General features: G+C 60.3%; 16 protein-coding genes. 11 read left to right on the forward strand and 5 right to left on the reverse strand.

Annotated elements, in window-relative coordinates; translation table 11 throughout:
- Positions 1 to 324 precede the first annotated feature (324 nt).
- The 3 genes from BI344_RS00195 to BI344_RS00205 all read right to left on the reverse strand — a co-directional run bounded on the left by BI344_RS00195 (position 325) and on the right by BI344_RS00205 (position 2,417).
- Complete coding sequence (locus BI344_RS00195; RefSeq protein WP_071110975.1) at positions 325 to 639, reverse strand: STAS domain-containing protein; 315 nt, start codon at positions 637 to 639, stop codon at positions 325 to 327.
- A gap of 390 nt (positions 640 to 1,029) precedes the next feature.
- The gene (locus tag BI344_RS00200) at positions 1,030 to 1,344 is read right to left on the reverse strand and encodes an STAS domain-containing protein (protein ID WP_071110976.1); all 315 of its coding nucleotides are present in this window, start codon (positions 1,342 to 1,344) and stop codon (positions 1,030 to 1,032) included.
- A gap of 62 nt (positions 1,345 to 1,406) precedes the next feature.
- A complete protein-coding gene (locus tag BI344_RS00205) occupies positions 1,407 to 2,417 on the reverse strand; it encodes a sensor histidine kinase (RefSeq protein WP_239690833.1) in 1,011 nt (336 codons plus the stop codon).
- Positions 2,418 to 2,741: 324 nt separating this feature from the next.
- Here BI344_RS00205 and BI344_RS00210 point away from each other — a divergent pair, with 324 nt between their 5' ends.
- From BI344_RS00210 to BI344_RS00250, 9 genes are read left to right on the forward strand one after another with little or no spacing between them, the layout of a single operon-like run.
- Complete coding sequence (locus BI344_RS00210) at positions 2,742 to 3,695, forward strand: chemotaxis protein (RefSeq protein WP_071110978.1); 954 nt, start codon at positions 2,742 to 2,744, stop codon at positions 3,693 to 3,695.
- 41 nt (positions 3,696 to 3,736) lie between these two features.
- On the forward strand, positions 3,737 to 4,678 hold the full coding sequence (locus tag BI344_RS00215; RefSeq protein WP_071110979.1) for a chemotaxis protein: 942 nt from the start codon (positions 3,737 to 3,739) through the stop codon (positions 4,676 to 4,678).
- A gap of 51 nt (positions 4,679 to 4,729) precedes the next feature.
- A complete protein-coding gene (gene cheY, locus BI344_RS00220; RefSeq protein ID WP_080509481.1) occupies positions 4,730 to 5,125 on the forward strand; it encodes a chemotaxis response regulator CheY in 396 nt (131 codons plus the stop codon).
- 44 nt (positions 5,126 to 5,169) lie between these two features.
- Positions 5,170 to 5,919: a protein phosphatase CheZ gene (cheZ, locus tag BI344_RS00225; RefSeq protein WP_071112001.1), complete on the forward strand. Its 750-nt coding sequence runs from the start codon at positions 5,170 to 5,172 to the stop codon at positions 5,917 to 5,919.
- A 46-nt stretch (positions 5,920 to 5,965) separates the two neighbouring features.
- Positions 5,966 to 7,846 (forward strand): chemotaxis protein CheA, encoded by a 1,881-nt coding sequence (locus BI344_RS00230; RefSeq protein WP_071110980.1) that lies wholly within the window; start codon positions 5,966 to 5,968, stop codon positions 7,844 to 7,846.
- 20 nt (positions 7,847 to 7,866) lie between these two features.
- Positions 7,867 to 9,090: an EAL and HDOD domain-containing protein gene (locus BI344_RS00235; RefSeq protein ID WP_071110981.1), complete on the forward strand. Its 1,224-nt coding sequence runs from the start codon at positions 7,867 to 7,869 to the stop codon at positions 9,088 to 9,090.
- 31 nt (positions 9,091 to 9,121) lie between these two features.
- A complete protein-coding gene (gene tsaB, locus BI344_RS00240) occupies positions 9,122 to 9,793 on the forward strand; it encodes a tRNA (adenosine(37)-N6)-threonylcarbamoyltransferase complex dimerization subunit type 1 TsaB (protein WP_071110982.1) in 672 nt (223 codons plus the stop codon).
- Positions 9,790 to 10,233 (forward strand): ribosomal protein S18-alanine N-acetyltransferase, encoded by a 444-nt coding sequence (gene rimI, locus BI344_RS00245; protein ID WP_071110983.1) that lies wholly within the window; start codon positions 9,790 to 9,792, stop codon positions 10,231 to 10,233. The genes tsaB and rimI overlap by 4 nt, the downstream gene beginning before the upstream one ends.
- Entirely contained in the window at positions 10,230 to 11,105 is an 876-nt protein-coding gene (locus tag BI344_RS00250) for a uracil-DNA glycosylase (protein WP_071110984.1), read from the forward strand. The genes rimI and BI344_RS00250 overlap by 4 nt, the downstream gene beginning before the upstream one ends.
- Before the next feature lie 137 nt (positions 11,106 to 11,242).
- Here the strand turns inward: BI344_RS00250 and rpmG are convergent, their stop codons facing one another.
- Complete coding sequence (gene rpmG / locus BI344_RS00255) at positions 11,243 to 11,398, reverse strand: 50S ribosomal protein L33 (RefSeq protein ID WP_017506994.1); 156 nt, start codon at positions 11,396 to 11,398, stop codon at positions 11,243 to 11,245.
- Between the two features lie 34 nt (positions 11,399 to 11,432).
- On the reverse strand, positions 11,433 to 11,666 hold the full coding sequence (gene rpmB / locus BI344_RS00260; RefSeq protein WP_011137003.1) for a 50S ribosomal protein L28: 234 nt from the start codon (positions 11,664 to 11,666) through the stop codon (positions 11,433 to 11,435).
- Between the two features lie 268 nt (positions 11,667 to 11,934).
- Here rpmB and BI344_RS00265 point away from each other — a divergent pair, with 268 nt between their 5' ends.
- Both BI344_RS00265 and kdsA read left to right on the forward strand, forming a co-directional pair.
- Complete coding sequence (locus tag BI344_RS00265; protein ID WP_071110985.1) at positions 11,935 to 13,575, forward strand: CTP synthase; 1,641 nt, start codon at positions 11,935 to 11,937, stop codon at positions 13,573 to 13,575.
- A gap of 5 nt (positions 13,576 to 13,580) precedes the next feature.
- Positions 13,581 to 14,426 carry a 3-deoxy-8-phosphooctulonate synthase gene (kdsA, locus tag BI344_RS00270; protein WP_071110986.1) on the forward strand — a complete coding sequence of 282 codons (846 nt, stop codon included), beginning with the start codon at positions 13,581 to 13,583 and terminating at the stop codon, positions 14,424 to 14,426.
- Positions 14,427 to 14,490 lie beyond the last annotated feature (64 nt).

The following is a 14,490-nucleotide window of genomic DNA, read 5'->3' on the forward strand; positions in this document are numbered from 1 at the left end:
CCCCGCCCGTCGCCATGGCAATACTGGGCCACGCGCCCCCGCGCCTCCATTACGTGATCAGCAATAATCGGTAGCGAATCAAGCTTATTCTGCGCAATGGCATTCACATAGCCGAAATGAGATGCGGGATATCCGCAGACACGCAATCATTGGGAACCAGCAGACGGAATCGCCATAGACACATCCGGAAAAATGGGAAAGCGCCCAATTGGAAAAGGCGTTTCGAAAGAAGGGAAAAGCGAACCCGCCGCCACCCCGTTGCGGGAGCATCCCCGCACGCAGCGCAGTGCGGGGAAATCGCGTGCAGCGCAGGCCGGCAACCATTCAGGCGGGTTGGAAGTTGAACTCTCTGAGAAGGCTGGCAACCGCGAAAATCTGCTTCACGTCCGGTCGGCAGTTGAGCAGCTCCAGAGGAATGTTTCTGGTGGCGCTGGCCCGTTCCCTAAGCAGCAGCAACATCCCCAGCGCGGAGCTGTCTATCCACGGAACCTCGGCGAAATCGATACGGATCGTCCTGATCTGATCGTTTTCCAGCAACCCCTGGCTGGCTTCTCGAAACTCCCTGTGCATATTGAAATCGAACTGTCCGATTAAAATCATCAGCCCGATGCTTCCCTCAACTTTGACTATCGGTCTCATCGCGGATCCCCGGCTTTCCTCGGGTTTGCCTTCCAATCGGCCGAGCGGGCACACAAGCCAAGCAAGCCAGACGCATGCGCCCCCCGCCCCCTTGCAGCAATAACGCAAGCAACCGGATCAGGCGCCAGCGGCGTGACGCCACATGCCCGGCCGGCCGCGCCACGCGCGTTTTTAGTTCCAGATACCCGTCATCCTTCAAGCTCTCGACGCGACAAGCCGCTGCGCCCTTACCAAGCAAGGGTCTTTAGCAAGGAGAAACCATCCCGGCTGCCCCGCTTAATGGTCGCAATACGGCAACCGCGCACGAAACCATGCCCATCACCGGTCAGCGACGACGGCCATCAAGCCGGCATGGATGCGCGGTGTCGGCACGGACCGGGGCACCCAGTCTCAGGCGGTGGGCCGGATAGTGAACATCTTGTTGAAGCAGGCAATTTCGAAGACCTGCATCACCGCCTCGCGGCAATTGATCAGGATCATCGACTTTTTCTGTCCTGCGGCGCGCTCCTTCAACAGCAGCAGCATGCCTAGCGCGGAGCTGTCCAGAAACGGGACCTGATCGAAATCGACATGAATCTCCTGCACCGACCCGTTGTCCAGCAATTCCTGACTGGCTTGACGGAAGTCTTTGTGCAGATTGAAATCAAACTGCCCAATCAGCCGCATGGTTCCGACACGCCCCTCTACACTCACAATCGGTTTCATCACTGATCCTCGGCTTTCCTTAGATTCGAGACAAATTGAATGGGCGCCGCCTGCACCGGGCATTAATCCTGGCAAGCCGGGAGCTTCAATTCGAAGCAGGCCCCGCCCTCCGCCTTGTTGTAGCAACGTACATTGCCACCCAGCTCTTCCACCACCTTCTTAACGATCGCCAGCCCCAGGCCGGTGCCGCCCGGACGCAAGGTGAAAAACGGTTCGAAAATCTTGTCCGCCACCGCGACGTCCACCCCGGGACCGCCATCATCGACACGGAAAGCCACGCCATCCGGCTCCCGGACCACCTCCAGCCCGACCCTCGCTCCGGCGGGCGTGAACTGCAAGGCATTTTCCAGCAGATTGATCAATGCCCCTTGCAAGGCTTTGCGATCTATCAAGACCGTTATGGCAGAGTTTTCCGGCAGATTGCAATCAAAAAACACACCTTTGTCATGGCATTGCGGCGCCAATACCGAACAGACATCCTCCAGCAGCGCCACCACCTCCACCTTCTCCAGCGAAGAAACCTGGCCACGCACATAACCCAGCATGTTCTGGATCAGGCCTTCCAACGCCCGCATCCGCGCCAGGCTCTTGTCGACGAAACGCGCGCGGTCCTCCGGACGAGGGATGTCCTGCTTCAAATTGGCGGTATACAGCATCGCGCTGGCCAGCGGCGTGCGCAGCTGGTGCGCCAGCGCCGCCGCCATGCTCCCCATCGAAGCCAACTTTTGCTGCTGCGCCAGTTCTCCGGTCAGCTGGTGCAGCCTGGTCACATCGTGAATAAGCACAATCCTTCCGCCCGATGCCGGCAAATCCTGATATTGCAAGGTCAGTCGCCTAGTCGCGCCTTCCAGCGCCAAGGCATAGGTGTCGTCCTGCTCCGAACGCTGCAACCCGCTCAGGAAATCCGACCAGCTTTCACCTATATAACAGCGGTTTAACAGCACCCCCGCCGCCAGGTTCTCCGCGATGACCCTCCCCTCCGGCGACAACTCCACCACCCCGGCCGGCAACACTTTAAGCAACAGTGCCAGCCGTTCAGCCAGAGCCGCGTTTTCGTCGCGTTGCTTTCGCAACTGATTGTTAGCCTCGTCCAATTGGGCATTCAAAACATTGACTTGAACCTCAAGTTGCCTATATGCATCAATGAGTTGACTGGATACCGCGTTGAACTGCTCAAATGCCGCCTCAAGCTGCTGCTGATCCTTCAGGCTTGAAACCATAGTCGTCATCGCTTCACTGTCATTTGTAAAAACCCCTTAAACAGTATGATAATGATCCATCCACGGTGAGCCAACTTGCGTCCGACATGGCCGCGAGCAAAAAAAACCGGGAAAAACTCATATCTGGCGTATAAAGGGAAGTAGTACGCCATTCCAAAAGATGCTGCGGAGGTTTCTGTGTCAGAGCTTCTCAAAAAAATCGACGCCAGAACCAAACTGGCAGGCACCAACAAGCTGGAAATCCTGCTGTTCTCACTAGGGCATGATCAGCGTACCGGCCGCAAAGAAGTTTTTGGTATCAACGTGTTCAAGGTGCGTGAAGTCATGCGCACCCCCGAAATCACATCCGCTCCGGAAATGCCCTCTTCGGTCGAAGGCATGGTCAGCCTGCGCGGCTCCTTGGTGCCGGTGATCGACTTGGCCAAGTATGCCGGCATTGTGACCAGCAATCGCCCGGAAATCATGATCGTCACCGAATATAACGCCCACACGCAAGGTTTCCTGGTTGAGGCTGTCGACACCATCCTGCGTCTGGACTGGTCTGCCATGCGCGTCCCGCCCGACATGATCACCAACCGAATGGCCGGCTTGGTGACAGCCGTCACCGAGCTGGACAACGGCACCCTGGTGATGATGATGGATGTGGAAAAGGTGCTGGCGGAAACCAGCATCGTCGAAGACGGGCATACCTTCATCAATATCGAACCGGTCAAGGAAGAACGCCGCATCTTCTTCGCCGACGACAGCGCCGTGGCACGCAAGCAGATCGAGCGCACGCTGGAGGCGATGAACATCAAGTACACCTCCGCCATCAACGGCATGCGCGGCTGGGAAGACCTGCAGAAGATGGCCCACCAGGCCGAGGCCGCCGGCCGCCAGCTGTGCGATGAGCTGCATCTGGTGCTGACCGACGTTGAAATGCCGGAGATGGACGGCTATATGCTGACCAAGATGATCAAGAGCGACCCGCGCTTTGCCGGCATTCCGGTTCTCATGCACTCCTCACTCTCCGGCTCGTCCAACCAGAAGCTCGGAGAATCGGTCGGCGTCGACTCCTATGTTGCCAAGTTCGAACCTCAGAAACTGGCCAGCAAGCTGCGCCAGATGCTGAAACTGGAACCGAGCAACTAAATACAGTCTTCTTCAAGATTTTCAAGGGATAGGGATCAGACATGCCTAGCACCGACGCCTCCTTGCTTGCCAGTGTTGACGCCAGGACCAAGCTTGCCGGCTCCAACAAGATGGAGATTCTGCTGTTCTCGCTGGGAACCCGTGAGACATTCGGCATCAACGTGTTCAAGGTGCGCGAAGTTTCGCAGACGCCGGCCATCACCAAGACTCCCAATATGCCGTTCGGCGTCGAAGGGGTGCTGTCGTTGCGCGGCAACATCATTCCGGTCATCTCGCTCGCCAAGTTCATCCGACACGAGAACAACGAAAGCAAGTTCGACACCATGATCGTCACCGAATTCAACAAGAGCACCCAGGCCTTCCTGGTGGACTCGGTGGACCGCATCATTCGGGTGGACTGGGACAAGGTGCGCGCGCCGGAAAACATCATGGCGGCCGCCGGCGCCAATCAGAACTTGATCACCGCCATCACCGAACTGGAAAACGGCAAGCTGGTATCCATTCTCGATGTGGAACAGATCCTCGCCAGCGTAGTGGGCGAACCCCGCCTGCCGGACGTGCCCACCGCGCAGCTGGAAATCGACCAATACATCTTCTTTGTCGACGACTCGGTAGTCGCGCGCAAGGAGATCACCGGCGTATTGGAGAAAATGGGCATCAAGTTCCAGCAGGCCACCAATGGCCGCGAAGCCTGGGACCGGTTGCAGGTGCTTGCCGGACGCAACTGGGGAGAAGGCGAATGCCTGCACGACTATCTGAAGATCATTCTGGTCGATGCCGAAATGCCGGAAATGGACGGCTACGTGCTGACCAAGCTGATCAAATCCGACCAGCGTTTCAAGGGCATACCGGTGATCATGCACTCCTCGCTGTCGTCCAATGCCAACCGTGCAATGGGTTCCAGCGTGGGCGTGGATTCCTATGTGGCGAAGTTTGACCCGGGCGTGCTGGCAGAAACTTTGATTCCATTCCTGCAAAGGTAGTCGCTACAATGTGCGCCTTGATGGAACACAGATAATTCAGGATATACCTCGATGTCAGACAAGAATATGAAATTTCTGGTCGTGGACGACTTCTCCACCATGCGAAGGATCGTCCGCAACCTGTTGAAAGAGTTGGGCTTCACCAACGTCGACGAGGCTGAAGACGGCCAGGTGGCGTTGCACAAGCTGAAGACCCAAAGCTTCGACTTCGTCGTTTCCGACTGGAACATGCCCAATATGACGGGTATTGAGCTACTCAAGGCAGTCCGGGCAGATCCCCAACTGAAGCATCTCCCGTTCATGATGATTACCGCCGAGGCCAAGAGAGAAAACATCATCGAGGCGGCGATGGCCGGTGCCAGTGGCTACATTGTGAAACCTTTCACCGCAGCCACCATGGAAGAGAAGATGAACAAAATCTTCCAGAATATGAACAAGCCAGCCTGAGCATCACACAAGACTGCCCGCATTCGCATTGAGGAGGATTGAAAGTGCCGGACCCTATTTTGAATAATGGAGACTCGCCAGAGCTCGAAGCCCTGTTTGAAAGCGTCGCGCGCCAGCAGCAGCCGGAGCCGCCAGCAGTCGAATCGGCGGGCGAAGGCGCGGACTCCAAGATATTCTCAAGCGAAACCAATCCCTCCACGATGTATGAACACATCGGGCAGATGACCCGCAAGATGCATGACGCCCTGCGCGACCTCGGCTATGACAAATCACTGGAAAGGGTAGCGGAAACCATTCCCGATGCCAAGGACCGATTGGCCTATATCGCCACGCTGACGGAAAACTCGGCCGAGCGCGTGCTGAACGCCACAGACATCGCCAAACCGTTTCAGGACAATCTCGAACGCCAGGCCCAGGCGCTGAGCGAGCGCTGGGAAAAACTGTTCGCCAACCTGCTGAGCGTGGAAGAGTTCAAGAACCTGGCCAACGAGACCCGGCAGTACCTGAAGGACGTGCCGAACCAGACCCAGGCCACCAATACCCAGTTGCTTGAAATCGTGATGGCGCAAGACTTCCAGGACCTGACCGGCCAGGTGATCAAGAAGATGATGGGCATGGTCAAGATCCTGGAGACCGAACTGGTCAGCTTCCTGATCGAGTTCTCCCCAGATGAAAAGAAGGGCGAGCTCAACAGCAGCCTGCTGAACGGCCCGGTCATCAATCCCGAAGGACGGACCGACGTGGTAGGCAGCCAACAGCAGGTCGACGACTTGCTGGAAAGCCTGGGCTTCTGAGCAACGCAAGCAAAAGCAGACAACGCACGACGCGTGGGGTGGAAAAATGAGCGAATTTGGCGGCATGGAAGAGTTGCTACAGGACTTCCTGATGGAGTCCACCGACCTTCTGTCCGATGTGGACAATAAACTGGTCGAACTGGAAAAGCGTCCGGAAGACAAAGCGCTGCTCAATGATATCTTCCGCGGCTTCCATACCATCAAGGGCGGGGCGGGCTTTCTCAATGTCATCCCCATGGTCAATCTGTGCCACCGCACGGAAAACCTGTTCGACAAGCTGCGCAACGGCGAGTTGCACATCAGTTCGGAAGTGATGGATGTGATTCTGGACGCCACCGGCATCGTCCGCGACATGTTCGGCACTCTGGGCCAGGGCCTGATGCCGGGCGACGCCGATCCGCGCATCCTGTCGGCTCTGGACGCAGCGCTGGCCGGCCAGCCGCTGGCGGAGGTCGCCGCTCAGGCGGCTGCGCCTGCTCCAGCCGCGCCTCAAGCCGCTCCGGCCGCAGGCAGTCCGGACTGGAATCAGCTGTACCAAGCCGTCGCCCCCGCAGCAGCGACCGCCGCGCCCGCTCCGGCAGCGCCGCAGGCGGCTGCCCCGGCAACGCCCGCTCGCGTGGAAGCCGTGCCTCCTGCACCCGCGGCGGCAAAACCGCCAGCGCCAAAACCTGCGCAGCAATCCAAACCCAGCGGCAACGCCCCCGCAGCCAGCGGCCCGCAGGAAAACACCATCCGCATCGACACTGTGCGCCTGGACATGGTGCTCAACCTGTCCGGCGAAATCGGCCTGACCAAGAACCGCCTCACCACGCTGCGCACGGAAATCCTGCAGGGCAACCGCGACACCAACACGCTGCGCTCGCTGGACGAAGCCATCAGCCAGCTGGATCTGCTGGTCGGCGATCTGCAGAACGCGGTGATGAAAACCCGCATGCAGCCGATCGGCCGCCTGTTCCAGAAATACCCCCGCCTGGCCCGCGACCTGGCCCGCCAATTGGGCAAGGAAGTGGAGCTGGTGCTGTCCGGCGAGGAAACCGAACTCGACAAGACCATGATCGAGGACTTGAACGATCCGCTGGTTCACCTGGTGCGCAATGCGGTGGACCACGGCATCGAGTCGCTGGAAGACCGCATCGCCAGCGGCAAGAAGCCGCAGGCCCTGGTGCAACTGACCGCCGAACAGGTGGGCGACCACATCCTGATCGAGATCACCGACGACGGCAAGGGCATGAATCCCGACGCGCTGCGCCGCAAAGCCATCGAAAAGGGCCTGATCGACCAGGAAACCGCCAACTCGCTGGACGAGAAGCAATGCCTGCAGCTGATCTTCCTGCCGGGCTTCTCCACCAAGGATCAGATTTCCAGCGTATCCGGCCGCGGCGTCGGCATGGACGTGGTGCGCACCAACATCCAGAAACTGAACGGCCGCATCGACATCAACTCGGTAGCCGGCGAAGGCACCCGCATCAGCATCTCGCTGCCGCTGACCCTCGCCATCCTGCCGGTGCTGGTAGTGCGTGCCTGCAATCAACCGTTCGCCGTTCCGCTGGCCATGGTGCGTGAAATCATCACCATCGACAGCAGCGCGATCCAGGAGGTCTCAGGCAAGCCCACCATCGTGGTGCGCGATGAAATCCTGCCGTTGAAGACGCTGGCCGGCCTGCTAGGCTGGGCGCCGACGCAGAAACCGTATTTCGGCGTTCTGATGCAGTCCGCGGAAAAGTCCTTCATCCTGGCGATCGACTCCTTCGTCGGCCGCGACGACGTCGTGATCAAGCCGCTGCAGAACATCCGCCCCAAAGGCGTGGCCGGCGCGACGCTGTCCGGCGACGGCTCCGTCGTGCTGGTGCTCGACATGGAAGACCTGCTCGCCTCCAGCGAAAGCAACAACACCACGGTGCGGACGACCGATGTGATTGCCACCTAACCTTACCGTAAGGTGCAATAATGACCTCAAACACCGCCTTCATCGGACGGCAGCCGGTCCTCAACCGCAATCAGCAGCTCATAGGTTATGAGCTGCTTTTTCGTCCCAGCGGCGATGCGGTGGACGTCGGCAAGCATACCGAACTGCAGGCCGACACCGACGTGCTGGTGAACACGCTCAACAATATGGGCACCAGCTGGCTGATAGGCAACAAGCTGGCCTTCATCAATATCGGCGAGGCCATGCTCAACAGCGAATTCCTCGAGCTGCTGCCGCCGCGCCGCATCATCCTGGATATTTCGCCACGCATCGTGCCCAGCAATGAATTGCTGTCGCGCACGCGCCATCTGCGTTCGATGGGCTTCGGCATCGCGCTGGACGACTTCAGTTTCGAGTCACCCGCCGCCGCCTTTCTCGAGCTGGCCAACTACGTCAAGCTGGACATCCAGAATCAGGACACCACCCGCTTCCAGATGCTGGCGGCGCGGCTGCGCAGCTATCCGCTGATCCGCATCGCCGAACGCGTGGAGACCCACGCCCAGTTCCATTTGTGCAAGGAACTCGGCATGGACGGCTTCCAGGGCTATTATTTCGCCAAGCCGGAAACCCTGACCGCCAAGGTGATCCACCCCACCTTCAGCAACACCCTGGAACTGCTAAATCTGCTGCGGCTGGATGCCGACATCCGCGACATCGAGCAGGTGCTCAAACGCGACGTGGCGCTGTCCTACAAGCTGCTGCGCTATGTTAACTCCGCCGCCGCCGGGCTCAATACCTCGATCAGCTCGTTCTCCCACGCCGTCACCGTGCTGGGCTACCAGAAGCTATACCGCTGGCTGACGCTGCTGCTGGTCACCGCCTCAGACGACAACCATGCGCCGCCGGCGCTGCAGAAAACCGCCGTCACCCGCGGCCGCTTCATGGAGCTGCTGGGCATCACGCTGGGCGAACGCCATGACGTCAACGACAACCTGTTCATCGTCGGCCTGTTCAGCCTGCTGGACGTGCTGTTCGACATGCCGATGGACAAGATCATCGAGCATCTGCAGCTTCCCGCCCCCATCACCGACGCGCTGCTGCACGAACGCGGCGCCATGAGCCACTACCTGCGGCTAACCAGGGCCTGCGAAGACGGCAGTCTGGATGGCGTACCGCAACTATGCGATCAATTGGGACTCTCAAGCGAGCAACTGAACCAGGCCCATATCTCCGCGCTCGCCTGGGTGGAGGAACTGGGCTTATAATCCACAACCTTGCAAGGTTGCCTCAAGCCCAATGAAACTGTTAGCCCTAGACACCTCCACCACCTATCTTTCCCTGGCGCTGAGCCTGGAAACGGAAACGCTGGTCTTCCACCAATGCGTCGCCCAGAAGCACGCCGAGCGCACGCTGCCGGAGGTGTCGCGCCTGCTCGCCGAAGCCGGCGTCTCCCTGTCGGCGCTGGACGGCATCGTCTTCGGCCAGGGGCCGGGTTCCTTCACCGGCCTGCGCATCGCCTGCGGCCTGGCTCAGGGCTTGGCCTACTCCGCCGACCTAGCGGTAACCGGCATCCCGACGCTGGACAATCTCGCCTGGCAGGCAGGGGAAGGCCAGGTGCTGGTCTGCTTCGACGCCCGCATGCAACAGGTATACACCGCGCTGTACCAGACCGGCGCGGACTGGCAGCGGCTATCCCCGATCAGCGTGGTCTCGCCGGAGGAAGTCAGCCTGCCCGCCGGCTCCACCTTGCTGGCTGGTGACGGTTTCGACAGCTATCCGCAACTGCTGGCCGACAGCCGCGCGCAGCTGCCCCTGTCTCCCCACCCGCGCCCCCACGCCGAGGCCTATATCCAGTTAGCCAGAAGCGGCCGCTACCCGGCCGGCCATCCGCGCGAGGCGGAACTACTTTATGTGCGCAACAAAGTAGCGCTCACCTCGATCGAGCAGCAGCAGGTCCGCAATCGATGAGTTCGGTCCGCCCGTTCGCTCCGGACAATCCCCAACTGCTGGCCGATATCGAACAGCAAGCGGCGCAGCATGCCTGGAGCTGCGGCCAGTACCGCGACGCCATCGCCGCCGGCTACGCCTGTCACGGCCTGTTCGATGGCGAAGACGCCCTGCTGGGCTTCATGCTGATCATGCGCGTACTGGACGAGGCCGAAATCCTGAATATCGTCGTCGCCAGCGGTCATCAAGGGCAAGGCCTGGGCCGGCGGTTGCTGCAAGCCAGCATGCAGGCGCTGGCCGCCAGCGGCGTCAAGCGCCTATTCCTGGAAGTCAGAGAGAGCAACGCGGCGGCGCGGCGCCTTTACCAATATTGCGGCTTTCAACCCTGCGGACTGCGCAAGAACTACTATCCGGCCGGCAACGGCCGCGAACACGCCATTTTGATGGAGGCCACACTGTGAGCCGCAATAGCCTGCTGCAGCAAACCATGGGACTGGGCCCCGCCTGGCAGCCGCGCGACAGCTGGTTCGAACAACACCCGGCCATCCTGCTGCAAGCCAAAATCGCCGCAGACGCCGCAACCGATGCCGGCATCACGCCTGCATCCCCGCAAGCCATGCAAGACGCCATGGATGCCGAGCCTATCGCGATCCAGCTGGCGACGGCGGATGCCGCGCCAGCGCCGCTCCCGGTCATGCCGCCATCTCCTGAGCCGGCTCCGCTTGCCGCCAGCGTCGCCACCGCCATTGTCCAAGCCCGGCCCGAACAAACGCTGGACTGGCCACAACTGGAACGCCAGGTTGCCGATTGCCAGCGCTGCCGACTGTGCGAAACCCGCACGCAGACCGTATTTGGCCGCGGCAATCCCAAGGCGCGCTGGCTGTTGATAGGCGAAGCCCCCGGCGAGCAGGAGGACAGGCAAGGCCTTCCCTTCGTCGGCAAGGCCGGCCAGTTGCTGGACAATATGCTGGCCGCCACCGGCCTCGACCGCGAGCAGGACGTCTATATCGCCAATGTGCTCAAGTGCCGCCCGCCAGGCAACCGCAACCCCGCCCCGGATGAGATCGCCGCCTGCCACGGCTACTTGCAGCAGCAGATCCATCACATCCAGCCGACGCTGATCCTGGCGCTGGGCCGTTTCGCCGCCCAGACCCTGCTGCAGACTGAAGAGTCTATCGGCCGGCTGCGCGGCCAGGTACATCGTTACCAAGACGTGCCGATGGTGGTCAGCTATCACCCCGCCTACCTGCTGCGCAATCAGCCGGACAAGGCCAAGGCCTGGCAGGACCTGCTGCTCGCCAAACGGGTGTTCGAACAGGCCGGCGGCAACTGACCGCGCCGCGCGCAAACGCAAAAAGCCAGTCCGCGGACTGGCTTTTTCATATGCGCTGCCCTGCGGCGCGCCGCAGGCAATAAAAAACCCTTCTCCGTGCACCAGAGAAGGGCTCTTCAACCAACCGGAAACAAGGCTTACTTCAGCTTGGTTTCTTTGTACAGAACGTGCTTGCGGGCAACGGGATCAAATTTCTTGATCTCCATCTTTTCCGGCATGGTGCGCTTGTTCTTGGTGGTGGTGTAGAAGTGGCCGGTACCAGCAGTGGATTCCAGCTTGATTTTATCGCGCATGATGTCTACCTCAGTGCTTTATCTGGTTGACCGCTCAGATCTCGCCGCGAGCGCGCAGATCAGCCAGCACTACATCGATGCCAACTTTATCGATGGTACGCAGTGCAGCGTTGGATACGCGCAGACGTACCCAGCGGTTTTCGCTTTCTACCCAGAACTTGCGATATTGCAGGTTCGGCAGGAAACGACGTTTAGTCTTGTTGTTGGCGTGGGAAACGTTGTTCCCGGTCATCGGACGCTTGCCGGTGACTTTGCAAACACGCGCCATGGTTAAACTCCCAAAACCGGTAAAAGCTGGATTTATAACATAAATAAAGCCAGACATTCAAGCATAAAACGCACCCTTGGTGCTGCCGGGTGCGATTCTCGTATCAAACATTCGGCAGGATTGTAACGGATTCGCCACAGCGACGCGAGTACTATCGTTAAGGGCGGCATCCGGTGTTGCATTCTTTCCTGCAACAAGATGCTGTCAGGTGATTTAACTTACGACCATTTCAGGGTAAAATCCCGGATTCCCATAGAGCCGTAATCTCATGACCAAGTACATCTTCGTTACCGGCGGTGTGGTGTCCTCCCTGGGTAAGGGCATTGCCGCTGCGTCCATCGCCGCCATCCTCGAGTCTCGCGGGCTGAAAGTCACCATGCTGAAGCTCGACCCGTACATCAACGTCGACCCGGGCACCATGAGCCCCTTCCAGCACGGCGAGGTCTTCGTGACCGAAGACGGCGCGGAAACCGACCTCGATCTCGGCCACTACGAGCGCTTCATCCAGGCCAAGATGAAGAAGAGCAACAATTTCACCACCGGCCAGGTGTACGAATCGGTCATCACCAAGGAACGCCGCGGCGACTATCTGGGCGGCACCGTGCAGGTGATCCCGCACATCACCGACGAAATCAAGCTGAAGATGAAGGAAGGCGCAGCCGACGCCGACATCGCCATCGTCGAGATCGGCGGCACCGTCGGCGACATCGAATCGCTGCCCTTCCTGGAAGCCATCCGCCAGATGCGCTCCAATCACGGCCGCAAGAACACCCTGTACGTGCACCTGTCCTACGTGCCGTACATCGCCACCGCCGGCGAGATCAAGACCAAGCCGACCCAGCACTCGGTGAAGGAGCTGCGCGAGATCGGCATCCAGCCGGACATCCTGCTGTGCCGGATGGACCGCGAGCTGCCGGAAGACGAAAAGCGCAAGATCGCCCTGTTCTGCAACGTGGAAGAGAACGCGGTGATCGGCTGTTACGACTCCGACTCCATCTACAAGGTGCCGAGCATGCTGCACGCTCAAGGCATCGACGACATCATCGCCGAACAGCTGCAACTGGACCTGCCGAAGGCCGATCTCGCCGTGTGGGACGGCATCATCGACGCCATCCAGCATCCGGACCACGCCATCAATATCGCGATGGTCGGCAAATACGTTGACCTGACCGAGTCGTACAAGTCGCTGACCGAGGCGCTGAAGCACGCCGGCATCCACACCCGTACCAGCGTCAACATCGTCTATGTCGACTCGGAAGAGATCGAGCGCGACGGCGCGGAATCGCTGAAGGACATGGACGCGATCCTGGTGCCGGGCGGCTTCGGCAAGCGCGGCGTGGAAGGCAAGATCAAGGCGGTCAAGTTCGCCCGAGAAAACAACATCCCCTACCTGGGCATCTGCCTGGGCATGCAGATCGCGCTGATCGAATACGCGCGAGACGTGGCCGGCCTCGCCGGCGCCAACTCGACCGAGTTCGACCTCGACACCAACTACCCGGTGGTGGCGCTGATCGACGAGTGGGTCAATCACGACGGCAAGGTGGAAAAGCGCGACGAAAACTCCAATCTGGGCGGCACCATGCGCCTGGGTGGCCAGCAGTGCGATCTGGCAGCCGGCTCGCTGGCGGCGCGCGTCTACGGCAACACCGAGATCGTCGAACGCCACCGCCACCGCTATGAAGTGAACAACTACTACATCCAGCGGCTGGAGCAGGCCGGCCTGACCATCAGCGGCCGCTCGTCCGGCCATGAAAAGCTGGTGGAAACGGTCGAACTGGCCAACCACCGCTGGTTCTTTGCCTGCCAGTTCCACCCCGAGTTCACCTCCACCCCGCGCGACGGCCACCCGCTGTTCATCGCCTACGTGAAGGCCGCTCTGGCGTACCAGGCCGACAAGCAAGGAAACTGAAGTAGATGAAATTGTGCGGATTTGAAGTCGGCCTGGACCAGCCGCTGTTCCTGATCGCCGGTCCCAGCGTGATAGAGAGCGAACAGATGGCGCTGGATACCGCCGGCCAGCTGAAGGAGATCGCCCAGGCGCTGGGCATCCACTTCATCTACAAGTCGAGCTACGACAAGGCCAGCTACACCTACGGCGACTCGTTCCGCGGCTTCGGCATCGACGAGGGCCTGCGCATCCTGTCCGAGGTCAAGCGCCAGATCGAGGTGCCGGTGCTGACCGACGTCCACACCGAGAACGAAGTGGTGCAGGTCGCCAGCGTGGCCGACGTGCTGCAGACGCCGGCCTTCCTCAGCAGCCAGGCCGACTTCATCCGCGCAGTCGCCCAATGCGGCAAGCCGGTCAATATCAAGAAGGGCCAGTTCCTGGCCCCGAACGATATGACCCAGGTCATCCTCAAAGCCCGCGAGGCCGCGCGCGAAGCCGGCCTGGAAGAGGACAGCTTCATGGTTTGCGAGCGCGGCGCCTCATTCGGCTACAACAATATGGTGTCGGACATGCGCTCGCTGAGCATGATGCGCGAGACCGGCTGCCCGGTGGTGTACGACGCCACCCATTCGGTCCAACTGCCCGGCAGCGCAAGCCTCGCCAGCCAGCGCCACTTCGTACCGGTGCTGGCGCGCGCGGCCGTCGCAGCCGGCATCGCCGGCATCTTCATGGAAACCCATCCGGATCCCGCCTGCGCGATGTCGGACGGCCCGAACGCCTGGCCGCTGTCGCGCATCAAGGAATTGCTGACCACGCTCAAGACGCTGGACGAGCTGGTCAAGCAAACTCCCTGGCCTGAGCACTCGCTGTAATACACAGCCGGTAGAGTCCGCCGGGCACGCCCGGCGGACCGCCTCTGCAAGTTCAACCGAAAGC

Origin of the sequence: Chromobacterium sphagni, from assembly GCF_001855555.1 — a bacterium.
Lineage (GTDB): Bacteria > Pseudomonadota > Gammaproteobacteria > Burkholderiales > Chromobacteriaceae > Chromobacterium > Chromobacterium sphagni.